16 protein-coding genes are annotated in these 24,930 nt (G+C 71.0%); 4 read left to right on the forward strand and 12 right to left on the reverse strand.

The window, feature by feature from the left end:
• Positions 1 to 4: 4 nt before the first annotated feature.
• The 7 genes from FHR82_RS24475 to FHR82_RS24505 all read right to left on the reverse strand — a co-directional run bounded on the left by FHR82_RS24475 (position 5) and on the right by FHR82_RS24505 (position 13,744).
• Positions 5 to 1,798 carry a fatty acyl-AMP ligase gene (locus FHR82_RS24475; RefSeq protein WP_184812849.1) on the reverse strand — a complete coding sequence of 598 codons (1,794 nt, stop codon included), beginning with the start codon at positions 1,796 to 1,798 and terminating at the stop codon, positions 5 to 7.
• Positions 1,799 to 1,808: 10 nt separating this feature from the next.
• Positions 1,809 to 2,822, reverse strand: coding sequence for an alpha/beta hydrolase (locus tag FHR82_RS24480; RefSeq protein WP_184812850.1), 1,014 nt, complete (start codon positions 2,820 to 2,822; stop codon positions 1,809 to 1,811).
• A gap of 134 nt (positions 2,823 to 2,956) precedes the next feature.
• Entirely contained in the window at positions 2,957 to 9,070 is a 6,114-nt protein-coding gene (locus FHR82_RS24485) for a type I polyketide synthase (protein ID WP_225943879.1), read from the reverse strand.
• A gap of 1 nt (position 9,071) precedes the next feature.
• Positions 9,072 to 10,271 carry an MFS transporter gene (locus FHR82_RS24490; RefSeq protein WP_184812851.1) on the reverse strand — a complete coding sequence of 400 codons (1,200 nt, stop codon included), beginning with the start codon at positions 10,269 to 10,271 and terminating at the stop codon, positions 9,072 to 9,074.
• Between the two features lie 29 nt (positions 10,272 to 10,300).
• Entirely contained in the window at positions 10,301 to 11,416 is a 1,116-nt protein-coding gene (locus tag FHR82_RS24495) for a fatty acid desaturase family protein (RefSeq protein ID WP_184812852.1), read from the reverse strand.
• 19 nt (positions 11,417 to 11,435) lie between these two features.
• A complete protein-coding gene (locus FHR82_RS24500) occupies positions 11,436 to 12,530 on the reverse strand; it encodes a ferredoxin reductase (protein WP_184812853.1) in 1,095 nt (364 codons plus the stop codon).
• Positions 12,530 to 13,744, reverse strand: a complete 1,215-nt coding sequence (locus FHR82_RS24505; protein ID WP_184812854.1) for a lipase family protein — start codon at positions 13,742 to 13,744, stop codon at positions 12,530 to 12,532. Before FHR82_RS24505 ends, FHR82_RS24500 begins: the two co-directional genes overlap by 1 nt.
• A 388-nt stretch (positions 13,745 to 14,132) precedes the next feature.
• Here FHR82_RS24505 and FHR82_RS24510 point away from each other — a divergent pair, with 388 nt between their 5' ends.
• Positions 14,133 to 15,137, forward strand: a complete 1,005-nt coding sequence (locus FHR82_RS24510) for a hypothetical protein (protein WP_184812855.1) — start codon at positions 14,133 to 14,135, stop codon at positions 15,135 to 15,137.
• A 184-nt stretch (positions 15,138 to 15,321) separates the two neighbouring features.
• Complete coding sequence (locus FHR82_RS24515) at positions 15,322 to 16,374, forward strand: poly(ethylene terephthalate) hydrolase family protein (protein ID WP_184812856.1); 1,053 nt, start codon at positions 15,322 to 15,324, stop codon at positions 16,372 to 16,374.
• Between the two features lie 252 nt (positions 16,375 to 16,626).
• Here the strand turns inward: FHR82_RS24515 and FHR82_RS24520 are convergent, their stop codons facing one another.
• The 3 genes from FHR82_RS24520 to FHR82_RS24530 form a co-directional block, all read right to left on the reverse strand.
• Complete coding sequence (locus FHR82_RS24520) at positions 16,627 to 17,175, reverse strand: MDR/zinc-dependent alcohol dehydrogenase-like family protein (protein ID WP_184812857.1); 549 nt, start codon at positions 17,173 to 17,175, stop codon at positions 16,627 to 16,629.
• Positions 17,176 to 17,331: 156 nt separating this feature from the next.
• Positions 17,332 to 18,924 (reverse strand): FAD-binding protein, encoded by a 1,593-nt coding sequence (locus FHR82_RS24525; RefSeq protein WP_184812858.1) that lies wholly within the window; start codon positions 18,922 to 18,924, stop codon positions 17,332 to 17,334.
• Between the two features lie 59 nt (positions 18,925 to 18,983).
• Positions 18,984 to 20,312 carry a phosphoheptose isomerase family protein gene (locus FHR82_RS24530; RefSeq protein WP_184812859.1) on the reverse strand — a complete coding sequence of 443 codons (1,329 nt, stop codon included), beginning with the start codon at positions 20,310 to 20,312 and terminating at the stop codon, positions 18,984 to 18,986.
• Between the two features lie 519 nt (positions 20,313 to 20,831).
• Here FHR82_RS24530 and FHR82_RS24535 point away from each other — a divergent pair.
• The gene (locus tag FHR82_RS24535; RefSeq protein WP_311771250.1) at positions 20,832 to 21,221 is read left to right on the forward strand and encodes a VOC family protein; all 390 of its coding nucleotides are present in this window, start codon (positions 20,832 to 20,834) and stop codon (positions 21,219 to 21,221) included.
• Between the two features lie 28 nt (positions 21,222 to 21,249).
• Here the strand turns inward: FHR82_RS24535 and FHR82_RS24540 are convergent, their stop codons facing one another.
• Complete coding sequence (locus FHR82_RS24540; RefSeq protein ID WP_184812860.1) at positions 21,250 to 23,631, reverse strand: RNA polymerase sigma factor; 2,382 nt, start codon at positions 23,629 to 23,631, stop codon at positions 21,250 to 21,252.
• A gap of 198 nt (positions 23,632 to 23,829) precedes the next feature.
• Between FHR82_RS24540 and FHR82_RS24545 the strand changes: the two genes are divergently transcribed.
• Entirely contained in the window at positions 23,830 to 24,450 is a 621-nt protein-coding gene (locus tag FHR82_RS24545; RefSeq protein ID WP_184812861.1) for an adenylate/guanylate cyclase domain-containing protein, read from the forward strand.
• A gap of 28 nt (positions 24,451 to 24,478) precedes the next feature.
• Here the strand turns inward: FHR82_RS24545 and FHR82_RS24550 are convergent, their stop codons facing one another.
• On the reverse strand, positions 24,479 to 24,928 hold the full coding sequence (locus tag FHR82_RS24550; RefSeq protein WP_184812862.1) for a YdeI/OmpD-associated family protein: 450 nt from the start codon (positions 24,926 to 24,928) through the stop codon (positions 24,479 to 24,481).
• Positions 24,929 to 24,930 lie beyond the last annotated feature (2 nt).

The following is a 24,930-nucleotide window of genomic DNA, read 5'->3' on the forward strand; positions in this document are numbered from 1 at the left end:
GCGCTCAGCCCCGCCCGCCGAAGGTGCCCGCGACGTACCGCGCGCGGCACTCTGCCCGGCGGACCTTGCCGCTGGAGGTCCGGGGCAGCTCGTTCTGGCCGAGCAGCACCACGTCCCGCACCGCGAGACCGTGCTCGCCGGACACCGCGGCCCGGACCGCGTCGGCGACCTCCGTGACGTCCAGGTCGTCGGTGGCGTGGCGGGAGCGTTCCGCCACGACCACCGCGTACTCGCCCTGGTCCCCGGACCCGGCCACCGAGAACGCCACGACCGCGTGCCTGCGGATCGCGCGGTGTGCGTGCTCGACGGTGAACTCGATGTCCTGCGGGTAGTGGTTGCGGCCGTCGGCGATGATCAGGTCCTTCAACCGGCCGGTGACGAACAGGTCGCCGTCGCGGCGCACCCCGAGGTCTCCGGTGCGCAACCAGCCCGCGCAGCCCGGGTAGGGCGTGACCGCCGCGCCGTGCGCGTCGAGGAGCGTGGCGCGGAACACCGCGGCCGACACCGCATCGTCCGCACCCCAGTAGCCGAGGCACACGTTCGGGCCACTGGTCCAGATCTCGCCGACCTGCCCGTCGGGCAGCGCCCGGTGCGTCTCCGGGTGCACGACCCGCACGAGCTGGTCCACCGGCTGGCCGGCGGACACCAGCGTGGACCCCGCCGGTGCGTCCGGTGCGACGTCGACCGCCTCGCCGGCGGCCAGCCGCGCCCGGTCGAACGTGCGGGTCTTCGGCGGCTGCCCGGCGGGCGAGGACGTCACCAGCAGCACCGCCTCGGCCAGGCCGTAGCCCTGGCGGAACATGCCCGGCCGCGCGCCGCAGCCGGCGAACCGCTCGTAGAACGAGTCCACGATGGACGGTGCGATCGGCTCGCTGCCGTCGCCGAACGTGGCCACGTTGTCCAGCCGCAGCCCCGAGAGGTCCGCGTCCGTGGTGCGTGCCGCGGTGTAGCCGTAGGCGAAGTTGGGGGCCACGGTGATCGCCGGTCCCGGCGCCCGCGCCATCAGCTCCAGCCACCGCGCCGGGCGGGTGAGGAAGGCGACCGGGTCCATCAGCGTGGACGACAGCCCGCCCATCAGTGGCGCCGCCAACCCGACGATCAACCCCATGTCGTGGTACAGCGGCAGCCAGCTGACCACCGTGCTGCCGGGCCTGCCCTGGTAGACCCGCACGGTCTGGGTGGCCGCGGCGGCCACGTTGGCGTGGCTGACCATCACGCCGGCCGGGTTCCGCGTCGACCCGGACGTGTACTGCAGGTACGCCAGGGACTCCGGCCGGGGCGGCGGCGCGTTGACGGCATCGGCCACCGGCACGACGTCGACCGCGACCACCGCCGGCCGGTCCAGCGCGTGGTGTTCCAGGAACTCGCTCACCAGGTCGGCGTGCCGCCGGGTGGTGAGGACCAGCGCGGGCGCGCAGTCGGCGAGCACCCCGGACAGCCGGGTCCGGAACCCCGGCAGCGGCGACGGTTCGTACACCGGGACCGCGACCAGCCCGGCGCGCAGCGCACCGAGGAACGCGACCACGTAGTCCAGCGACTGGTCCACCAGCACGGCCGCGCGGTCACCGGGCCGGGCCCGCCGCCCGCACCACGCGGCGACCGCGGTCACCCGCGTGTCCAGCTCCCGCCAGGTCAGCGACGTGGCCACGCCGGGGGAGTCGCCGGCGTGGCCGACGGGGTAATCCACGAAGGTGATCGCGTGCTGCCCGCCGCACGTGGCCGCCCAGTGCGCGAGCGCGTCCGGGAGCGTCGCGAACTCCTGGCCCGCCTGCGGCGACAGGTCCGAGATGAGTGTCATGCCCGCCCCTTCAGATGCCCATGCCGTCGGCCAGGACCGGCCAGGAGCGCTTCAGCGACGCCTCCCAGTACGGCCAGGTGTGCGTGCCGGCTCCGTAGTAGTCGGTGATGACGGGGACGCCGCCGCTCAGCAGCTTGCCGGTGAACAGCCGCGAGTTGATCAGGGACACGCTCTCCAGCAGCTCGCCGACGGCCTCCGGTGCGTCCGGGTTGTCCAGCGGGCCGCTGTTGCCGTCGCCGGCGGACACGTAGAGCTTGGTGCCCCGCAGCTTGTCGATCTTGTCGGCCGGGTTGTGGTCGCGCCACCTGGCGCGTTGCGACCACGGGTCACCCCAGAGGACGCCCCACACGAAGTGGCCCTGGGCGATCATGTTCAGCTGGGTGACCTCGGGAATGGGCGGCATGAGGACGTCGATCGCGCCGCTGTAGGAGGCCGCCGCGCCGAAGGTCCCCGGGAACCGGGAGGCGTACTCCATCGCGCCGTAGCCACCCATGGACAGCCCCGCGATCGCGCGCTGGGTACCGGCGCGGTAACCCCGTTCCAGGATCTGCAGCAGCTCGGTCACGTGGAAGGTCGGCCAGTCCGGTTTGTCGGACAGCCCGTAGTTCCACCACTTGCTGTACATGCCGATGGCACCCGCGCTGGGCATGACGATGATCGCCTGCTTGTCCGCGGTGAACTGCTCGACGTCGGTGTACGCGGTCCAGGACTTGTACTCCTGCGCCTCGCAGCAGCCGTGCAGCAGGTACAGGATCGGCCAGGTCCTGGCCGCTTCCTTGGACCACCCGGCAGGCAGCAGCAGCCGCACCATGGCGGTGTGGGTCAGCGCGGGCGTCTGGATCTTCAGGTCGAGGGTGCGGCTGTCGATCCAGGTCTCCGAGAGCACCCGGGCGCCGTCGTCGGCTTCGGGCAGTGCCGTCGCCGTCGGTGCCGCCTGCCCGGCCGGCGGGCTCAGCAGCGCGGCGGTCACCGCCACCACCAGCGCACCCGCGAACAACCGACTCCGTTGTCGTGTCTTCTTCATGGCTACCTCGTTTTCCGGATGAGCGGAGCTTGCGGAGCGAATCATCGATATAGGCGGAGCTTGCGGAGCGAATCATCGATATAGGCGGAGCTTGCGGAGCGAATCATCGATATAGGCGGAGCTTGCGGAGCGAATCATCGATGTTGCAGTGCGCTGGAAATCCGGTCGGCGATGACCGTGACGTGTGGTGGGTCGATGACCGTGATGTGGTCGCCGGGCACCTTGACGATCTCCAGGTCCTGGCAGAACTCGTGCCAGCCGAGCGCGTCGTCGGTGCGCAGGTAACGCGGGTCCAACGTGGTAGTCAGCGGGTGCGGGTCCTTGGCCCGGAACAGCAGCACCGGGCCGGGGTGGTCGCCTGGCGTGTACTGCTCGGAGATCCGGGCGTCCACATAGGACGTTTGCTGGTGGGTGAGGATCGCGTCGCCCATGCCGGTCACCCGGTCGGCCAGCCTGCGCATGACCAGCGCGTCGCGGTCGGGCTCCGGCATGGCCAGCAGCTCGTCGTGGCGCAGCCCGAGGTCGACCTGGTAGGTCTGCTCGACGTAGTCGACGAACCGGCGCAGCCTGCTCCGCAGCGCCGCGTCCGGTGTGGACTCGTGGTCGGGCAACGGGATGATCGTGTCGATCAGGAACAGCAGCTCGATGTCCGCGCCCGCCGCTGACAGCTGCCGGGCGGTCTCGAAGGCCAGCATCCCGCCGAACGACCAGCCACCCAGCCGGTACGGCCCGGCCGGCTGGCATTCGGTGATCAGCTCCGCGTAGCGCGCGGCCTTGGCCTGCACCGTGTCCAGCTCGTCGAGGCGTTCCAGGCCGTAACAGGTCACCGTCGCGGGCAGCAGCCGCGCCAGCGGCCGGTACACCGCGGTCGGGCTGCCCGCGGCGTGGAACAGGAACAGCGGGACGCCGTCACGTGGGCCGCCGAGCCGCGGCACCGGACCGTCGCCGGTCCCTTCGACCTCGGCGCGGAGCACGTCGGCCATCCCGGCGATGGTCGGCACCGCGAACAGCTCGGCCGCGGTGACCGGTCTGCCCAGTTCGGCGCCGACCGCCGCGAGCAGCCGCCGTGTCGCGGCGCTGTCGAGGTCGACGGGCTCGTGCACGGCTGGCTCGGGACCGCTGAGAACCTCGCGCAGTGTCCTGGCCAGCCACCGCTCGGCGTGGTCGCGGGTGCCCGGGCCGGGTGCGGTCACCTCAGGGAGTTTCTCGGCGACCAGGTGGTCGGCCAGGTCGGTCAGGCTGGCCCCGCGCAACAGCAGCGGCAGCGGCAGGGTGACGCCGAAGTCCCGTTCCACGGCGCCGCGGGCCCGCATGGCCAGCAACGAGTCCATGCCGAGCGAGGTGAGCGGCGCGTGCGGGTCCAGCGTGTCCGGCTCCCGCCACATCATCCCCGCCACCAGCGCCGCGAGGTGGTCGCGGACCGCGGTCTTCGCCCGGGCCGGGTCGCCCGCGACGAGGTCGGCCACCGCGCTCTGGGGGTCTTCTTCCGGTGCCAGCAGGGCGAAGAACGGGCGCTCGGCCAGGCGGGGGAACATGGCCAGCACGGTGTCGGCGTGGAGCCGCGTGATGGCGGTGTGCCCGCGCCCGGCGGCCAGGACGGCGGCGAGCGCGGCCATGCCCTCGCTGGGCGGCATGGGTTCCAGCAGGGGGTTGTCCTTGCCTGCCGCGCCGCCGATCTCGGCCCACGGCCCCCACTGGATGGTGGCGGCGGGCAGGCCGTGCGCGCACCGCCAGGCGACGAACGCGTCGAGCCAGGCGTTGGCCGTGGCGTAGGCGGCCTGCCCGGGGGAGCCGACGAGGCCCGCCACCGAGGAGTAGGCGAGCCACCAGTCCAGGTCGAGCCCGGCGCACGCCTCGTGCAGCCGGACGGCGCCGGTGGTCTTGGCCCGCCACACCGTCGCCAGGTCCTCGGCGGTCATGGTGAGCACGGCCGCGTCGGCGAAGGCACCGGCCGCGTGCAGCACGCCGCGCACGGGGGCGTCACCGGCGGCCAGCACCATCCGCTCGGCCACCCCCGGGTCGGCGATGTCGCCGGTCACCACCTCGACCCGCGCGGGGATCGTCTGCAGTGCGCGCCGGTCCGGTTCGCTGCGTCCGCACAGCACCAGGCAGGTGGCGCCGCCTTCGGCCAGCCACCGGGCCGCGGCGAGGCCGAGCCCGCCGAGCCCGCCGGTGATCAGGTACGCGCCGTCGCGGATGACGGGCCGCTGCTCTGGCAGGACGGCCCGGGTGAGGGCATGGGTGAACCGGTGCCCGCCGCGGCGGGCGACCTCGTCCTCCGGCCGGTCGGCCAGCAGTTCCTCGGCGGCGTCGCGGAGGTCGTCGACGTCGAGCAGGGTCGCACGCAGTTCCGGGTGTTCGAAGGCGAGCACCCGGACGAGCCCGCGCAACGCGGCCTGGCCGGGGTCGCCGGTCTCGTCCGGTCGCACGGCGACGGCGTCACGGGTCACCAGCCACAACCGGGTCGGAGGCAGGTCGACCAGCGCACGCACGACGGCGGCCACCGCCAGCGTCAGCTCCCTGCCGGCGGACGGCGCCGCCAGCACGGCCACGCCGGTCAGCGACCCCGCGATCCGTTCACTCCCAAGGGGAACCGTGCGCACGCGCTGCCCGGCGGCGGTCAGTTCCTCGACCAGCTCACCGGGGTCCGCGCCGTCCGCGTACAGGACCAACCAGTCCGATGTGGACGGTGTGGTCGCGGCGGGCGGTTCGCTCGGCAGCCATTCTCCTTGGTAGGCAAGCCGTTCCGGCAGGTGCGGCACGTCCGCGCGGGCCACCGGTCGCCGCGTGATGCCGGTCAGCTCGGCCAGCGCGACGCCGTCGGCGTCGCGCAACTGCACCGCGTCGTCCGTCCCGGCGATCACGGCCGCACGCCGCAGGTCGCCGGTGACCCGCACCCGGTCGAACCCGTACGCGCGCCCACCGTCGGCCAGCGCGGCCTCGACGAGTGCCGGGTGCAACCGGCTGCCGGTCCAGCCCGCGCCGCCGGGATGGGTCACCTCGGCGAGCACGTCACCACTGGGCTCGACGTCACCGTCGGCAGCAACCGCCGTGGCGGTCGCACAACACACCCAAGCCCCGGCAACGCGGGCCCGCACCTCCACGGCATCGCCCACCGCGCTCACGACCGCCTCGGTGTGCTCGCCCAGCGGCAGCAGCCGGTCCAGCGACACGTCCCGGAGTTCGCCACCGGTCGCGGCGAGCATCAGCTCGACGAGTGCGGTGGGCGGCAACACCGGCACGCCGTGGACGGTGTGCCGGGCCAGCCACGGGTGTGCACCCAGTCCGACATCGGCCCGCCACACCCGCCGGTCCGTGCCCGGCACCGCGACCCCGTCACCCAGCCACGGGTGCCCGGCCCGTCTGCCCGCGGCCGTCGCCCAGTACGGCCGGTGCTGCCACACCGGACCCGGCAGGTCGAGCACCACCCGGTCCGGGTACCGCCCGCGAGCCAACCCCGGACGGCCGTGCGCGTACAGCGCGGCCAGCGCCGCGGTGAAGCCGTCCGACGGGTCGCGGCGCAGCGTCGGCACCACCACCACGTCCACCCCGTGATCGGCCGCGGTCCGCTCCGCCGCGACCGTCGCCACCGGGTGCGGCGAGATCTCGACGAACAGCCGGTGCCCGTCGTCCAGTGCGGCGGCGATCGCCTGCGTGAACCGCACCGGCCTGCGCAGGTTGGCCGCCCAGTAGGCCGCGTCGTAGACCGGGGTCCGCCGGGGATCGGGCGGCACGCTGGAGTAGACGGCGACCTCGGCGGGCCGGTATCGCAGGCCCGCCAACGCGTCCGTCAGCCCGCCGAGCCACGGGTCGAGTACCGCGGAGTGGCCGGCCACCCCGGCAGGCAGCATCCGCGCCAGCCCGCCACCGGCCTCGACCCGCGCCACCAGCGCCGCCACCTGCTCGGCGGGTCCGCTGACCGTGCACTGTGTCGGCGCCGCGTACACCGCGACGCCGACCCCGGGGAACAGCCCGGCGACCTCGTCGGCCGCCAGCTCCACCATGGCCATCGCGCCGCCACCGGCCGCGCCGGCCTCGTCCAGCGCGGCCGTGCGGTGCAGCATCACCCGCAGCCCGTCGTCCGGCGACAGTCCACCCGCCACGACGGCCGCGGCCACCTCACCCACCGAGTGCCCCAGCACGGCGGCCGGGCGCACCCCGTGGGCCTGCCACAGCCGGGCCAGCGCCACCTGCATCCCGAACAGCGCGAGCTGGTGCCGCGACAACGGGTCGTCGGCCCGGTCGCCGGTCAGCAGCCGGGTCAGCGTCACCTCCGCGAGGTCGCCGAACACGTCGTCGAGCGCGGCCACGGCCGCGGCGAACGCGGGTTCCTCGGCCAGCAGGCGACGTCCCATGCCCGGCCACTGCGAACCGTGACCGGAGAACACGAACACCGGGTCGGTCCTCGTGGCCGGTGCGGTCGTGGTGATCACCGCGGGGTCCGGCCGATCCTCGGCCAGTGCCCGCAGCCGATCGCTGAGCTGGTCACGGTCGTGGGCCAGGACCGCCGCCCTTGCGGGAGCGTCGCCGGTGGCGTGCGCGAGCGCGGCGGCCAGCGCCGGGAGCGACCGCTCGTCATGCTCGGCCAGGGCCGCGGCGAGGGCACGCAGCCGGGCGGTCGTCTGGTCGGCGAGCACCACGACCTCGGTCCGATGTGGATGCTCGGGACGGAGCCCGGCGCGGGGCGGTTCCTCCAGTACGACGTGCGCGTTGGTGCCGCCGAACCCGAACGCGGACACCCCGGCCCTGGCCAGCCCCGCGTACCGCGGCCAGTCGGAGTTCCCCGTCTGCACCGCCAGCCTGCCCTCGGCGAAGTCGATGTGCGGGTTGGGCTCGCGGTAGTGCGGGCTCGGCGGAATCCGCGAGTGCCACAGCCCCAGCACCACCTTGATCAACCCGGCGATCCCGGCCGCACCCTCCAGGTGGCCGAGGTTCGCCTTCACCGAACCGATCAGCAGCGGCGCGGACGGCCGCCGCCCGCTGCCCAGCACCGCGGCCAGCGCACCCGCCTCGATCGGATCGCCGAGCGGCGTCCCGGTGCCGTGCGCCTCCACGTAGTCCACCGACCGCGGCCGCACCCCCGCGCGGGCGTAGGCGCGGGCCAGCAACCGTTGCTGCGCGACAGGGTTCGGTGCCATCAGCCCGTTGGACCGGCCGTCGGAGTTGACCGCGCTGCCCCGGATCACCGCCAGCACCCGATCGCCTGCCGCCTGCGCGTCCGCCAGCCGCTTGAGCACCACGACCCCGCAGCCCTCACCGCGCACGATGCCGTCGGCGGCGGCGTCGAACGGCTTGCACCGGGCGTCGGCGGCCAGCAGCCCGGTGCGCTGGAACGCCGCCGTGATCGCGGGGGACAGCAGCAGGTTCACCCCGCCCACGACGGCCGAGGTGGCGTCCCCGGCGATCAGCGCGCGCACCGCCTGGTGCACCGCCACCAGCGAGGACGAGCACGCGGTGTCGACGGTGACGCTCGGGCCGTGCACACCCAGCGCGTAGGACACCCGGTTCGCGGTCACCGACGCGGCCGCGCCGGTGGCGGAGAACGTGCCCACCCGGTCGAGACCGGTCATGGTCAGCTGCGCGTACTCGGTGGCCGACAGGCCGACGAACACCCCGCAGTCCGTGCCGCGCAACGAGTCCGCCGGAATGCCCGCGTTGGCGAGCGCCTCCCACGTCACCTCCAGCAGCAGCCGTTGCTGCGGGTCCAGCACCACGGCCTCGTCGGGGCTGATGCCGAAGAACGCGGCGTCGAACGCGGCGACGTCGTCGAGGAAGGCACCGAACCTCGGCACGTCGTGGTCGGCCAGGTCCGGCGCGAAGTGTTCCCACCTGCCATCGGGGACCTCGCCGACGGCGTGCCTGCCCTCGGTCAGCAGCCGCCAGAACTCGGCGGGAGTCGCGGCGCCGGGGAACCGGCAGGCCAGGCCGACGACCGCGACCGCATCCTGCCCTGCCTGGTCCTCGGCGGCGGCAACCGGTTCTGGCCCGGTCGCGATCGCCCTGGCCAGCTCGGCGATCGTCGGCGCGGTCCACACCAGCGTGCTCGGCAGCGGCCGGCCCGCCATCTCCGCGGCCGCCGCCGTGATCGCCACGGCGTCCCGTGAGGACACCCCGAACTCCCGCAGCGGCCGGTCCACATCGGACGCGCCGACCGGGCGACCGGTCACCGACGCCAGCTGGTCCATCAGCCAGGAACGCCACCGGGTCTCGTCGTGCGGGTTCATGTCCGGCTTCATGTCCGGGTTCATGTCATCGCCTTCCTGCCGCGACAGCGAGTCGCTCCGGACGGGGGCGCAACACGACCAGCGCGAGCGCGGCACCGGCCAGTTGCAGTACCGCCGCGACCACCAGCGCGGCGGTGTAACCGGTGGCCACCTCGGCGCCGCCGGTGTTGCCCGCCACCGCCGTGAGCACGGCCCCGATCAGCGCGACCCCGAGCGCGCTCGACAGCTCCCGGGTCGTCGTGAGCACGCCGGACGCGGTGCCGGAGTCACCCGTGCCGACCTGGTCCAGCGCGTGCGTGGTCAACGGCGCGGTGGCCGCCGACCCGACCCCGGCGAGCACCAGCCCGAGCAGCCGGGGCGCCATCGTGGTCTCGTCGTGCACCACCGCCAGCTGAAGCAGCCCGACGGCCAGCACCAGCAAGCCCAGCGCCACCGTGTGCCTCGGCCCGAGCGCCCTGCTCACCATCGGCACGAACGGGGTCGTCACGATCACCCCGGCGGCCACGACCACCAGCGGCAGCGCGGCATCGGCGGGCCCGAGACCGAGCGATTCCTGGTACGCCAACGGGGTGAAGAACACGATCCCGCTGATTCCCAGTCCCCACAACAGGACCAGCGCGTTCGACCCGGCGAACACCCGGTTCGTCACCAGCCCCGACCACGACCCGCGGACCGGCGCGTGTCGCTCCCGGGGAGTGCGTGCCAACAGGACCAGCGCCGCCGCGGCGAACGGCAGGTTGCTGTAGAAGATCCAGCTCCAGTGCAGGTACTCGGCCAGTACGCCGCCCAGCCACGGGCCCAGCGCGAGCGCCGCCGCCAGCGCCGCGGTCCAGGCCGCGATCGCAGTCGCCCGCCGCCGCTCGGGCAGTTCGGTGCGGATCAGGCTCAGCGTGCCGGGCACCACGAACGCCGCCGCGACCCCCTGGACCACGCGCGCGGCCAGCAGCAACTCCGGCGACCTGGCCACGCCGCCGAGCACCGCGCCCGCCGCGAACACCGCGCACCCGGCCATGACGAGCCGCCGCCTGCCGAACCGGTCCAGCAGCCTGCCCGCGGGCAGCAGGAGCCCGGCGTACGGGAGCATGTAGGCGATGCTGATCCACTGCAGCGACGCCAGGCTCAGCCCCAGCTCCCTGCCGATCGACGGGGCGGCCGCCGCGATGATCGTGTTGTCCAGTGTGGTCACGAAACCGGTGAGCGCGGCCACCGCCAGCAGGGCCGCCATCTGCTGATGATGCGCTCCGCAAGCTCCGCTCATGCCGCCTCCGCGGGAACCCTCGAGGCCCCGGTGAGCACGGTCCTGGGCCTGTCTGGCGGCCGACGGGCGAGCCGGTAGATCTTGCGCCACACGCTGCCGACCTGTTTGCCCAGCGGCCCGGTCGTGTAGTTCAGGCCGTACCGGTCGCAGATCTCCCGCACCCTCGGCGCGATCCGCTGATAACGCCACGCCGGGATGTCCGGGAAGATGTGGTGCTCGATCTGGAACCCCAGGTTCCCGCTGAGGATGTGGAACAGCTTCCCGCCGTCGATGTTGGCCGACCCGAGCATCTGCCGGTAGTACCAGTGCCCGCGTGACTCGTCCTCGCACTCGTCCTCGCTGAAACTGGCCACGCCGTCCGGGAAATGACCGCAGAAGATGATGCTGAACGCCCAGACGTTGCGCACCAGGTTCGCCACCGCGTTGCCCGTGAGCGTCGCCATCGCACCGGGCCCGCTCAACAGTGGGAACAGCACGTAGTCCTTGAGGGTCTGCTTGACCCCCTTGTGCCACATCTGCCTGCGGATGCCCTTGGTGTCCGACCATTTCCGCCGTCCGGACAGGAGCCGGTCGATCTCCAGGTCGTGCAGCATGACGCCCCACTCGAACGCCAGCATCAACACCACCGCGTAGACCGGGTTGCCGCGGTAGTACGGCCGCCAGCGCTGCTCGTCGAGCATCCGCAACAGCCCGTACCCGATGTCGCGGTCCTTGCCGAGGATGTTCGTGTACGTGTGGTGGACGTAGTTGTGCGTGTGCCGCCACTGCTCGGCCGGGCACACCGTGTCCCACTCGAACATCTTCGAGTTCAGCGTGGGGTCGCCCATCCAGTCGTACTGGCCGTGCATGACGTTGTGACCGACCTCCATGTTGTCGAGGATCTTGGCGACGGACAGCGCCGCGGTGCCCGCGAGCCAGGCAGGGGGGAACCACCCTGCCCACAGCAGGGCCCGCCCGAGTGCCTCCAGCCGCTGCCCCGTGGCGACGATGCCCCGGATGTAGGCGGCGTCCTCGTCCCCGAGGTCGTCGACCAGCTCGCGGCGGATCTCGTCGAGCTCGTCGGCCAGTGCGGCGAGTTGTTCCTCCGTGAGCTGGGGGGTACTCGTACCCATCGCCTGCGCTCCTCCGTGGTCAGATCGCTATCTCGACGTCACCGGCGGGGGTGTTGACGCACAACCGCACCTGTTCGTCCGGTTCCGCGCTGATCACGCCGGTGCGCACGTCCCGGACCGGCCCCTCGGGCTTGTGACTGCCGCACGTGTGGCAGATGCCCATCCGGCAGCCGAACGCCGGGCGCAGCCCCGCAGCCTCGGCCTGCTCCAGCAGCGTCCGCCCGTCACCGGGCACCCGGATCCCGCTGCGGGAGAACCACAGCTCACCGGCGACCGTCCCGGGGTCGCCGAGGAACGGTGCACCTGCCACGGTGAACCGCTCGATCCGCAGCCGGTCGCTGATGCCCTCCGCCGCCCAGTGCCTGCTGACCGCGTCCAGCAGCCCGGCCGGCCCGCAGACGAAGGCGTGCGCGTCGGCGTAGTCCGGGGTGATGGCCCGCAGGTGCTGAGCACGGAAGTGCCCGTTCCGCTTGCTGCCCGTGTACCGGTAGGTGACCGTGAACCGGGGGCAGGTCCGGGCAAGCCGCGCCAGCTCGGCCCGGTAGACCACGTCGTCCGGGGTGCGCGCGTAGTGCAGGATCGTCACCCGCCCCGGGTAGCGGACATCCCGGAGCGTGCGGGCGATGGACATCGTCGGGGTGATGCCGCTGCCGCCGCTGATCAGCAGGACGTGGGGGCCCACCTGGTCCGGCAGCGTGAACTCGCCCTCGGCCTGGGACAGGTGGACCAGCAGGCCCGGCCGGGCCCGCGTGGCGAGCCAGCGGGTCACCGTGCCGGCCGGGTTGACCTTCGCGGTGATCTCGAGCGGGCCCGCGCCTGCCGCGGACCCGGCGAGCGAGAAGCAGCGGATCCGGCGCACACCGTCGATGTCCACGCCGAACCGCACGTACTGGCCTGCCCGCGCACCGGCCCAGAGTCCGTTGGGGCGCAACGTCATCGTGACGGTGTCGGGGGTGCGCCGGGCGATCGCGACCACCCTGGCCCGCACGTCGCGCACCGACCACAGCGGGTTGACCAGGTTGAGGTACCGGTCGACGCCGTGCGGCTCGGCGAGTGCGGTCACCACACGGGAGGCGAGGAACCTGCGGGTGAGGCCGGTGTCGTGGTTCTTCATCAGAACTGACCGCAGTTGCCCGGCCCCGGCCGGCCCGCGAACACCTCGGCCAGCCAGTTGGCCGCGTGGTCGGTGGCGGCGGGCATCCCGAGCAGGTGGGCGAAGACGGGCAGGACGTCGAGGTCGTTGAACTGGACGGAAGTGCCCTGTGCGCACCAGTCCCGGCCCAGCTGCCGCGCCTGTTCGTAGGGGAGCACGTCGTCGGCAGGGCCGTGCTCGAGCAACACGGCGGCCTCGGGCTTGCGGGTGCCGATCAGGTTGTCGGCGACGATGGCGTCGAACGGCGGTTCGGCCAGGTAGTCGGCGACCGGCCTGCCGTCCACGGTGAGGTCGCTGGTCTGCCGGAACATGAACGAGAAGACGGCGTCGAGCGTGCACTTCCCGCGTGCTTCGTCGAATACCCGCCTGCCTTCGTCATTCGCGAGGTCGAGAATGCCGGAGTCCGGATAGGCCTCATTCAGCCCGACCAGGGCGAAACCGAGAAATCCGATGTAGAGGCCGCCGTCCAGGGATTCCGCCAGGACCGACATGTCCGCGGGCGGTGCGCCGACATAGGCCCCGGCGATGTCCAGTTCCGGCGCGTATTCGGGGGCGAGTTCGGCGGCGGCGGCCGAGGCACCACCGCCCTGCGAGTACCCGGCGATCCCGACCGGCCCGTCGGCGGGCAGCCCGGCGTCGTCGAGCCGTTGCGCGGCACGCACCACGTCCAGGGTCGCGTGCGCCTGCGACGCCCGGACCGCGTAGGTGTGGTCGCCCGGCGTGCCGAGACCCTGGTAGTCGGTCTGCGCGACGGCGAATCCCTTGCGCAGCAGGGCATCGACGAACAGCTTCTGGAACAGTGCCGCCGCGTCACCCGCCCCTTCACCGACCAGGGTCTTGGAGGTCGCGCACTGGTCACCGAGTCCCGCGGTGAACGGGGCGTAGGCCACGATCGGCCGCTCCCCGGGCCCGGACCAGGGCTGGCTCGGCACCAGAACGGTGCCGGTCACGGGAATCGGATCACCCGCGGTGTCCCGGGAGAGGTACATGATCCGGGTCGCGTCGGCGCCGAGGTAGTTGACCGGCGCGGACTTGATCACGTCACCGTTCGCCCCGGCGGGCAACGGACTGGGCGGCTGGTAGAAATCGACCTGGGCGACGGCCGAGGGGCCCGCGACGAGCAACGCGGCCGTCGCCACCGTGAGGACGGTACTGAGCGCACGCCGAACAGACATACCACACTCCCGGAATTGCACACTGGAATTCGAGGCCCATTTCTCGGTTTGCCGTCAACCACGTATACCGATCGGCGAACAGCCCGGGCAAGGGCACGGGAGACGGCTGCCCGAGAACTTGTCAGCGGGACACAGAGCAGGTCGCGGGACAGTCCTAACCCCGCGACAAAACTGTCGCGGGGTTAGTAAACGACCATCCGGAAATTGGCACGCCGACGCGTTCCGACGCGGGTGCCCGGGGTCACGCCGCGGCGCGCGGGACGTGGCGGCCCACGACATGCGGTGCCGTCGGCTGACTAAAGTATCGGCGTCTGCCAGTCATGAGGGGGCGTGGTCGCTGGTGCTGGGGCGGTTCGGAATCCTGTCCATCAGTCTTGGCGTCGTCATGATGACCGCGACGTCCGGCAGCACCACCCAGTTCGTCGGCCTCGGTCTGTGGTGGTTCGGCGTGCTGTTGCTCGTCCACTCGCTTCTCGGCGGCGGCCGTACCGCCTCGTTCCTCTGGGCGTCCGGGATCGCTGCGGCCGTGGTGGTGTACGTGACGGGCTGGGCGACGATGGTGACCGAGGGAGCCGGGAGGTTGGTCGTCGCGGCTCTGAGCGTGCTGCTCGTCGTCCCGACGCTGGTGCGATCGACGCGGCCGTCGCGCCGGACGGCAGCTCCCCGCCACACCGCCGACGGTCGGCTGCGGGCGGCGTTGGCGTGCTGGGAGGTCGCGCGGAACCAGCTGGCGGCGGGACAACCGCTGCGCGCCGGCCTCACCTACCAGGACGGCATCAACCACATCCTGACGTGCGTCAGCCTGACCCGGCTGGCGGAGGAACGCACGACAGCGTCGCCGCGGCCGGATGACCTCGTGCCCGTGTACCACGCCATGGGAGCGATGGGCCGGGAAGGCATCCCCGTGATGGAACAGGTCAACGCGACGACCCCCGTCCGGTTCCACGCACGCATGACACTCGCGGCGGCACACCTGGCGGACCCGGCGGAGGGCAAGCCGGAGCTGATCAAGGACGCACTGGCGGCCGATGCCGACTCGTCACCGCGACCCGACCTGAACGGGGACGGCCCGCTCTCGGCCGAGGCCCGGATAGCGGGAGCGGCCGAGGCGCGCTCACTCCTGGCGAGGCTCATGGTGGAGCGACCCGGTCTCCGCTGGGAAGCGGAACCGCCGTGGCTGATCGGAAGTGGCGGCCCGCTGCCCTTCGCGCGGGAGAGAAAGCGATTCCGGCAGGCCGTGCTGCCGAGCTGCGCTGGCCTGACTCCCGACGAGGAGATGAGGCAGCTCGCGCAGGAAAGCGTTCTCATGTATACGGAACTGTGCCAGGCAGTACCCGGTTACGAGTCGAACCGCGACGAGGCCAAGGACATCCTCGCCGCGATCCGGGCCTGAGGGATGATGCTCCGCCGGATCGTCACGGTGTCCTGGGGATGGTTGGCGGCAAGCACCGGGATGTTGTCCTCCTGGTGCGACGCGCCACTGATGGGAAGCGGATGGGTTTCCGTAACACGCGTGCGGGGGTTCCTGCCGTAGCTTCGACCGCTGGAAGCCGCCGTCGGCAGAGAGGTGACCAGTGGTGCGACGTTCCGGAGTTCTTCTCGCGGCGCTCGTGATGGTGGCGGGGTCGATTCATGCCGGGCCTGCCGGGGCGACGTCTGACGGGGCGGACCACCGGCGGGTCAGCACTGTCGAGTACGACCTGGGGGACACGGCGTTCACCGATCCGGAGACGGGGACGGTCAGTGAGATCCGGGCTGTGGTGCACCATCCGGTCCGGTGGCGTGGACAGCTGCCGCTGATCGTTGCGCAACACGGGTCCTGGTATGCGTGCACCGCTCCGGACGCGCAGGAGTGGCCGTGCGACAAGGGTGAGCCGTTCCCGGGCTACCGCGGTTACGACTACCTGGGTTCCGCACTCGCCGAGCGCGGCTTCGTCGTGGTGTCCATCAGTGTTGACGGCATCAACATGACCTCCTTCGACTACGGGGACCGGGCGCGTCTGCTCAACGAGCACCTGCGGCTGTGGGGCGAACTGGCGAGGGGTGCGGGGTCGCTGGCCCGGCGTCTTCCCGGTCTGGTCGGCCGTGTCGACATGGCGCGAGTGGGGACGATGGGCCATTCCCGGGGTGGCAAGGGCGTGATGTGGCAGGCGTCCGACAAGCACCGCTCGGCGTGGCCGGCTGGGGTACGGGTGCGGGCGGTGCTTCCTCTGGCGCCGGTGAAGTTCGACTGGCCGGAAGGCGACAACAGCGACACCCTGGTGACCAGAGTCCCGGTCGCCGTGGTCACCAGCGGCTGCGACGGCGCGGTGCACGAGAGGGGCCAGGAGTACCTGGACGACGCGGAAGGAACGACCAGGGAACCGGCGTACTCCGTGTCCCTGACGCACGGCAACCACAACTTCTTCAACACGCGGTGGACACCACCCAGCCCGCTGGGGGAGGACGACAGCACCTGCCCGCGCGAACAGATCAGCCCACGGCGGCAACAGAACGCCCTGGTGACCTACGCGACCGCCTTCTACGAGCGGCACCTCAAGGGCAACGCGGCGTTCGACGCCGTGCTGACCGGTGACCGGCCCCTGCCGCACGTGGACTCTGCCACTCGAGTGGTCGTCCCGGTCGGCTGAAGCCCTGCGAAAGCCGCCGGTGTGGCTGAAGCCGGTGACGACCGCACGATCGAGATCCCCGCGGACCACCGCCGCGGGTTCACCCGGCTGGTGCGGGAAGCCCAAGCCCGGCGCACGGTTCCCGCGCCGGACAGCGACCACGCCTTCCCGCCGTCGGGTGGGTTGCGCGTGTGCGGGTGGCGTGCGATCCCGAGCCCGACGACCAGTGCGCGTTTCCGCATGACGCCGTTCCTTCTCCGTGAGTGGGCCCGGTCAGTCCGGGATCACGACGGCGCGGGTGCGCCCGTGATGCGCCCACGCCTCGCCGACGCGGCTGAGCGGGTAGCCGGTGTACGGCGCGTCGAAGGTGCCGTCGGCGAACCGGGCGATGATCTCGGGAAGCTCGGCGATCATCGCGGCCTTCGAGACCGAGCCCGCGCCGCTGCCGCTGATCCGGATCCGCCTGCTGCGCAGCAGCGCCGCTGGCAGCGCCGCCTCGGTTCCGGCGAGCGAACCGATCTGCACGTAGTCGATCGCCGCGCTGTCGTCGTCCGTGCCGGTCCGTCCCAGTGCGGCGAAGGTGGCCTCGGCGACGGGGCCCCACACGAAGTCGAGCACGAGCGCGGGCGGTGCCTCGGCGACGGCGGTGGCGAGGGCGGTCGTCCCGGCGTCGCCGGCCGCGAGCGGAACGGTGACGGCGCCGAGTCCGCGCAGTCGCTCCAGCGCCTCGTGGTCGCGCCCCCACTCCGCCGGCGCCGACCCGGCCCGGTACTCACTCGCCGGACGCGATGCGTGGCTGGGTGAAGGTGCCGATCTGGTCAAGGCCGCTGGACACCTCCGCGACGACGGTGACCGGAGGTTCGAGCGACAGCTCGGCGTCGTTCTCGACGGGCTCGCGGCCCGGTTGCGCTGACGGCGCTGTCTCGAAGGCCTCCCGCTGATCAGGCGCCCCGGCACGTCGATCGTGGTGAGATCACCTCACTTCACGGGAATCGACTGCGCGTGGTGGAAGATGTTCGCCGGATCCCAGCGGTGCTTCACGGCGACGAGGTTCCGCTGGTTGTCGCGGAAGTTGTCGAGGAAGTAGAGCCACAGCGCGTCATCGACGTCACCCGTGGCGTGTGTGCCGAGAACGTTGTCCGGGTAGTTGTAGTAGGCGCCCGCAACCGTTCCGCTCGGATCATTGGCCGGGTCGGGAGTCCCGCCGTACTCGGCGTAGACCTCTCGGTAGAACTCGTTGATCCACCCCAGGTGGGCGTCGGCTTGGACGTCGTAGGGGGCCTGGTTTCCCTCGCCGGGACGCGAGGCGTTCAGCCAGTAGGTCTGATACTGCAGCTTCATGATCGCGTCGCGTTGGGGAACCGCGGTCGCGTCGGAAGCGACCCGGTTGACGGCACCCCCGTAACTGTCGACCTGCAGGAGACTCTGGCTCATATCCGACTCGGAGACACCGTGTGGGGTCGTGTTGAGCCAGCGGTAGATCGCAGCGACGTGATCCGGCGGGAAGGCCTTGTTCATGTACGCGGACTTGTACTTGCCGAACTGGTTGGGCCCCGAACCGTTCAGAGTCTGCAGCGCTTCGAGGTAGGTAGCGTGTTGCACGCTTTCGCTGCCGGTGAGGGCCGTCGTCCAGCCTGGATGGCCGCCGAGCGGGTCCCGCAACGGCGTGTGGTCGGCGATCGCCCCGAAGCGCGTTCGCGCTTCTGCGTACCGTCGCTCGACCTCGGCCCGGTGGTCGAGGTGGGTGGTCCCTTCCGGGGACACGGCCTGGACGATCATGCCGAGCTGCCCGGACGACACGTGCGTGAGCTTCAGCAAGCTGAAGTCGGTCTCGGGCATGTCACTCACGAACTCCGCGTAGCCGGCAAGCAGGTCCGCGAAGGAGTCGCTGTCGATCGAGGTCCAGTCCCAGGAGAGGGTGTAGATCGAAGCGAACTCCGGGGCATCGGGCAGCTCAGCGAAGTAGTAGCGCAGAATGACGCCGAAATTACCGCATCCGGCGCCCCGCAGGGCCCAGAAGAGGTCTCGTTCGTCGTTCGAGGTGCTCGTCGCCGACACGTGGTGCAGTTCGGCGCTGTTCGACGCCGCGTTCCAGGTCACGATGTCGACCGCGCTGAGGTGGTCGACGGTCAGGCCGCGCAACCGAGACAAGAGTCCGTAGCCGCCGCCGCTGATGTGCCCCCCGGCACCGACCGAGTAGCAGCTCCCCGCGGGAAGCGTCTTGTTGAAACCGTTCAGCAGGGCTCGGTAGACGGACCAGTTCTCACAACCTGCCTCGACGAAGAACGCGGCCCGTCGGTCATCCCAGCCGGCACGGTTCATCGAGGACATGTCGACGATGGCCTTGGTCGTGTCGTTGTATATGAAGTCCTCGTAGCAGTGGCGGCCGGACACGACCTTGACGTCGCGCCCGTAGCGGGAGATGGCTTCGCCGACGTGTGCGACAGCCTCAGCGTCGTTCTTGGGGACATAAACCGCCTCGAGCTTCGAGGCGAACCAGCGCCGGTCGAAGCCCTGCCGGTCGCTGAGCACGACGGGACGTGAACCGATGCTCGCGGACGAGGTGGACATGTTCAGGACTCCATGGTCGAGAAAGGACGGTGTGGTTGGGAAGCGGTGCCGCGAGGGCTTCAGTAGCCGCGTTCGAGAAAGTTCGCCTGGGCCTGGTCGTCGTATTCGATCGCGCCGACTTCCCAGTAGTTCTGCCAGTAGTTGGGCGTCTGGTTGCGTTGGACCATGCGATAGGTCCACTGAGCAGTCAGCAGCCAGAGCACCAGATTCCCGGAAAGCCCGCTGATCGGACAAACCGGCTCGGCAAAGCCCGGGATGTCGAGGACGCCCGCGCCGTCGCGGCTGTGCGTGTTGATGGCGACATCGACGTGGTCGCTGAGAGAGCCGCCATCTCCGTTTCCGTCGAAGGGGCCGAAGGCGACGACCATCGCGCCGATCTGCCTGGCGTACTGGGCGACCTGGATCTCGTCGCTGTTGTCGGGGCTGATCGCGCCGATGAGCACGATGTCGTTGGCCGTGAGCTGCGTCTTGTACAAGTCGTATGGCTGCATGATCATGCTGCCGGCGGCCGTCTCGTAGGCCTCGTTGACGAACATGTTCTGCGTGCCTTCGTAGGGCGCGCCGGCCTGTGGATGCCCATACACGAGAAGGCGCGGGTGGTCCGGGGCCTCCGCGAAGAGCAGGATGCGGTCGGTCCAGGCGCGCGCCACGCGATCGATCAGCTCGAATTCGTGCTCGCGGATCAGTTCGAAGCTCCTCAGGGCATTGTCGAGGTATTCGCGGGCCGCACCGGCGCCGTCGTCGGATCCCTTGGTACTGATCTGCTTGCACAAAGCGGCCGTACAGGCCCAGTAGACCAGGAACTGCGAGAGGCCGCTGGAAGAGATGATCTTGAACTCGGGAATCGCCGGAGTCGAGATCACGCCGCAGCTCCACGTGCAGCCGCTGTCGAGCACACGGTCGCAAATCTGCTCGAGCGAGGTGCTCATCTTGACCGGCAGGAAGGCGCCGATGGGGGTCTTGTAGAAGCGGGCATAACTGCAGGTGATGCCGACGGTGTACGCGCCTCGGGCGCGCGCTTCGTCCGGGCCGACATCGGGAATGGTTCCTTTGTCTGGGTTGATGAGCGATGCGCCGTTCGTGAGCAGGAAGTCGCCCGGCTTCATCTGGTTGTAATCCGCTGAGATGTTCCGGTCGGCACGCTGCGGCAGCACCGAGGGCTGCCCGGGAATGCCAGGGCTTGCCGCGAACATGGCGAAGTGTCCCACCAGGACGTGCGAGAAGATCCGGCCGCCGGAGGCCTGGCACTCGTAGGCGACCTTCATCGCCGCACAGATTGCAGTGATCTGGGTGTCTCGAATGTGTCGACCGATGGCCTCGATCTCCGCGTGGAAGAGTTCCATGTAGGGCGTGCCCGCGAGAGGAGGTCCAACGGAAGCGTCGTTCATGCGTGTTCCTTTCAGCTTTCGCGGCTGGGGACCACCTGGCGGGTGCGTGTTCGGTGATGGCGTGGGTGGGCGCGCTGAAGGGCCGATAAATGAATTTGTGTCGGGGTCTATCTGCGACACAACGTGAATCACTGTAGCAGGGCTGCCTCGGAACGATAGCCGCGTGCCGGCCATCTCACCTTATAGTGAACAAGTGGGATTCACTCAGTCGACCAGGAGATCCAGTCCGGCGCCGCAAATCCTTCAGTATAACTCCGGTCCGCGGTCGGCAATTCGCTCAATCCATCGAACGTGACCGCATATCACTCCGTTAGGCGATCCTTCTGTCCTGTCGCGGATTCCGGAAGGGGAGCGGCGTCACTCACACAGCCCACTAACGATTACCGTGAGTCGCGTTATGCGTCCAATACCCTGTGGCGGCGACCGCTGGGCGACGCGACGACGTGCCCAACGCCGACGTGTACGGTATCGCCGACGTGGCCGGATCTTCCTGGTGTCACGTCACCGCGGAGTCCGGACGTGCCGACCGCGGTCGTCGCTATCGTGGCCGGCATGGCCATCGCTCGCTTGCCCCTCATCGTCGTCGACTGTCCCGATCCTGGTGCGCTCGCCAGGTTCTACGGCGCGATGCTGGACTGGAAGATCGACGTCTCCGCCGACCGGGCTTCGGCTTGCGCTGAGGACGGCCAGTGCATCTCCTTCCACCGGGTGGACGGTTACAGGCCGCCGGTGTGGCCGACCCAGGAGCGGCCCCAGCAGATGCACCTCGATGTGATCGTCGACGACCTCGATGTCGCCGAGTCGGCAGTGATCGATCTCGGTGCCACCAGGCATCCGGACCAGCCCGGTACGTCCTACCGGGTCTTCCTGGACCCGGCAGGTCACCCCTTCTGCCTTTGCCTGAACTGATCCGGCCGGCACGCGGTCGTCCCTGGTGTCAGGTGCAGTGGTGCCGGCGGAGCAGCGGCCGCTGGCTGCCGTCGGTTCCGCTGAGCATGCCGACGGCCCACACGGCGTTCCGGTTCGTCGCGTGAATCGCGGTCAGCCAACCGGTGGTCGACGGCTCCACGGGTGCCGGTGCCGTCCACCGGCCGCGTTCGCGGCGCATCAGCAACGGCAGGGTCGTGCCGGGAACACCGGTGTCCCTGGCACCGACGAACCACACCTCGCCCGAGCTCACCGGGGCGACGTCGGTGAACGTGCCGGCCAGTCCGGGCGCCGGGTCCGTGTCGGACCACCTGGTGCCGTCCCAGTGCAGGGCCAGCGGGCGCCTGCCCGTCGTGTTCCCGGCGGTGCCGACCGCCCAGGCGTCGTCCGGTGCGGACGCCCGCACGTGGCTCAGGTCGGCGCCCGGCACGTTGTCGGCAGGTGTGTGGTGCCAGCCGGTGCCGTCCCAGTGCAGCAGCAACGCGCCGTTCGCGGTCCGGCCGACGGCCCACACATCACCAGCACTGGTGCCGCCCACCGCCGTCAGCACCGCACCAGGAGTGTCGTCGGCATCGACGAGGCTCCACTGGCCGCCGGCCCACCGCAGGACCAGCACCCGTGTGCTGCCGGCGACCGCGGCCCAGCCCACCGCCCACGCCTCGGCCGGGTTCGCCGCCCAGACTCCGAGCAGGGAGGTCGACGTCGCGCCAGGGACGGCGGGCACCGGCGACTCGGTCCACCCGGACCCGTTCCAACGCAGGACGAAACCCCTCCTGGTCGGGCCGCTGTTCCCGACCGCCCATGCCAGCTCGGGGGCGGGCGCGGTGACCGACTGCAGTTGGCTCCACTCACCGGGGCCCTCGACGGGTGTCGCTGTCCAGGAGTGACCGTCCCAGTGCGCGACCAGCGGTCCGCGATCGGTGGCGGCGCCGGTCCAGCCGACCATCCACGCGTCGGTCGCGGTCCGGGCAGTCACGTCGAGATATCCGGTGTGGTCCGGTGCCGGTGCGGGTGCGGTGACCGTCTGCCAGGCCGGAACGCACGGCGGAGGCGGCGGTTGCGGAGAGGTCGTGCTCTCGGGCGGCGCGGTCGTGGGCGGAGTGGACTCCGGAGAGCCGCCCGGTGCGGGTTCGGACGTGTGCGGTGAGGTGGTCTGGACCGCCCCGGGCGGGTGCAGCGCCTGGTCGAACACGGGTGTCACCGGGGGAGGCGTATGCCCCGGGCCCGGGGCCGGGCCGGCCGCGGACCGTGGTTCGTCGCGGTCCGGCATGGCCTCGGCGTGTCCCGTCGGGGGTTGGGAGGAGATCAGGACGGCCATCCCCGTCGCGACGAGGGCGACCACGCCGACGATCGCGGTGACCACCCGGCGCAGGAGCTCGGGATTGAGGTGGACGAGCTGGACGATCGTGTCCGAGCCCGGGACCCGGCCCAGCGTGGCGCTCACCGCCGCCCGCGCGCGGTCGACCGCCGAAACCGCACCGCCGGTCACGCCACCGGTCACGCCCGGGACGGCCGCCGACATGGGCAGGTCCGGCCGCCCCTCCCCGCCGCGGGTGACGATCGCCGCGATGGCTCGCCGTCGCTCCTCCTCGTCCTCCGCGAGCCCGTAGAGAGCAGGTCCGACGGCCCAGCGGCTGTACCTGCCGGCACTCTCCGCGCGGGGCGCGCAGCGAGGGCAGCCCGCGGCGTGGGCGAGCACGGTCCTGGTCCGGTCCGGGTTCAGCTCGGAGGACACTCCCGGCACGGGGTCCGCCAGCTGGGTGCAGTCGTCCCGCCCCGCCCGCACGACGACCAGCGCGACGATCGCCTCGCGGGTGGCCTCACGGGCCCGGTTGAGCTGCCGGTCGACCCGGTCGCCGGGTAGTCCGACGGCCGCGCCGAGCGCCCTGCCGACCACTGGCCTGCCCTGCTCGACACTCAGCCGCAGGTGTTCGCGCATCAGGTCGCGCATGGTGGGTTTGAGGCTGGCGACCGCTCTCCCGAGCGTCTGCCACAGCTCTCGTTTGCCGAGCAGGTACAGCAGGTCGTCGGGCACCTCCGGCGGCCCGGCGTCGCGAGCGAGTTCCAACGCGGGCTCCGCGGGCTGCCGCGACCGGTCGCGGCCCGACTCGGCGAGCTTGCGGCGCCGCGTGCCCTCGGTGTACCGCTCCATGAGCACGTTCCGCGCGATGCCGGCGAGCCATGCGTCCAGCACCTCGATCCGGGCGGACTTGCCGATGCCCTCGAGCGCGCGGGTGACGACCTCGCTGACGCTGTCGTCGATGTCCTCGCGTGCGGACAGCCGGGCGTGGAAGAAGGGGCGCAGCCTCGTGCGGCACCGCTCGAACAGTTCCCGGCGCGCGGCGGGCTCGCCCGCGCGGAGCCGCTCGAGCAGGTCGTCGTCGGTGTTCACGCGTTGCCTCCGAAAGTCGACCGAACACACCGTGAGACCAGTGGACGCCGCGGTCGAAATCTCCCCACTCCCGACCAGAATTCCGCCCGATCTGTTGCGAATGCAATCGACCATCCCGGTGACCGCCGTCAGCGGGGGAGGAAATACCGCGCACCGCCACTACCCCCTCATGAACACCCAGCCGAAGGAGGGACTCCGATGAACACGACATCGTGGTGGCGCCGGAAGTCCCCGGACCACCGCATCCCGGAGCACCGCACGATCGTCGTCGTCGACATGACCGGTTCGGGGAGCTGGCACAACCAGGTACAACTGCGGGCCCGCGCCGCGTTGACCGAGTCGGTCCGGGCCGCGCTGCGCGGCGCCGGAATCCCGCGCCATTCGGTAGCGGTGGAGGACCGCGGCGACGGGATGATCCTCCTGTTCCCCGCGACTGTCCCGAAGGTCGTGATCCTCGACCCGGCGATCCGCCTGCTCGCCGAAGGCATGAACGCCCACAACACGACGTCGGGAGATCCACGCATCCGCCTCAGGCTGTCCGTGCACGCCGGCGAGGTGCACCGGCACGGACGAGGCTGGGCGGGCAGCGACCTGAACACCGCATGCCGCCTGGTCAACGCGGGCCCGCTGTACGACCTGCTACGCAGGCACCCCCACACGGACCTGGCACTGGTCCTCTCCGACGTCATCTACCAGGGCACCGCGCGCCACCACTACCGCGACATCGACCCGGCCACCTACCACCCGATCTCCGTACAGGTCAAGGAACTGCACGCCACTGCCTGGCTCACCGCCCTGAGAACCACAGCTACGTGGTGACCAGCGCGCGCACGTTGGGTTCATCTGGTCAGCGGGCGCGGCCGTCGCGGAGCATGGTGACTGATTTCTCGACGCGTGCTGCTCGTGTCTCGGCTTTCTTGGCGCTGGTCACCTGGTGGACGTGCCATGACTGCTTGCTGTAGGACAGTGTGTTCCAGAACTTCCTGGCCGCCTCGTCCGCGGTGAGCGCGGCGGCGAGGTCTTCGGGTACCTCGATCTCACGGGGCTCGGTGTCGAGTTCCACGTCGACGTCGAAGACCTGTCCGGTTTCGATTCCGCTCTGCGCGCGCCGTTCGGCGCTCACACCGAGGAGAAACCGGCCACCCATCCTGGCGATCGAGGTCCGGAACGTGAAACCGTCGACGGTCACGGTCACCTTCGGGTGACCGCCTCCGCCCACACCCTCGACGACGTCCTCGGGCACCTCGAAGCCCGCGGTGGTCTTGCCGGTCGACTCCAGCTCAGCACGAAATCTCATAC

This window comes from Actinophytocola algeriensis (assembly GCF_014203735.1).
Lineage (GTDB): Bacteria > Actinomycetota > Actinomycetes > Mycobacteriales > Pseudonocardiaceae > Actinophytocola > Actinophytocola algeriensis.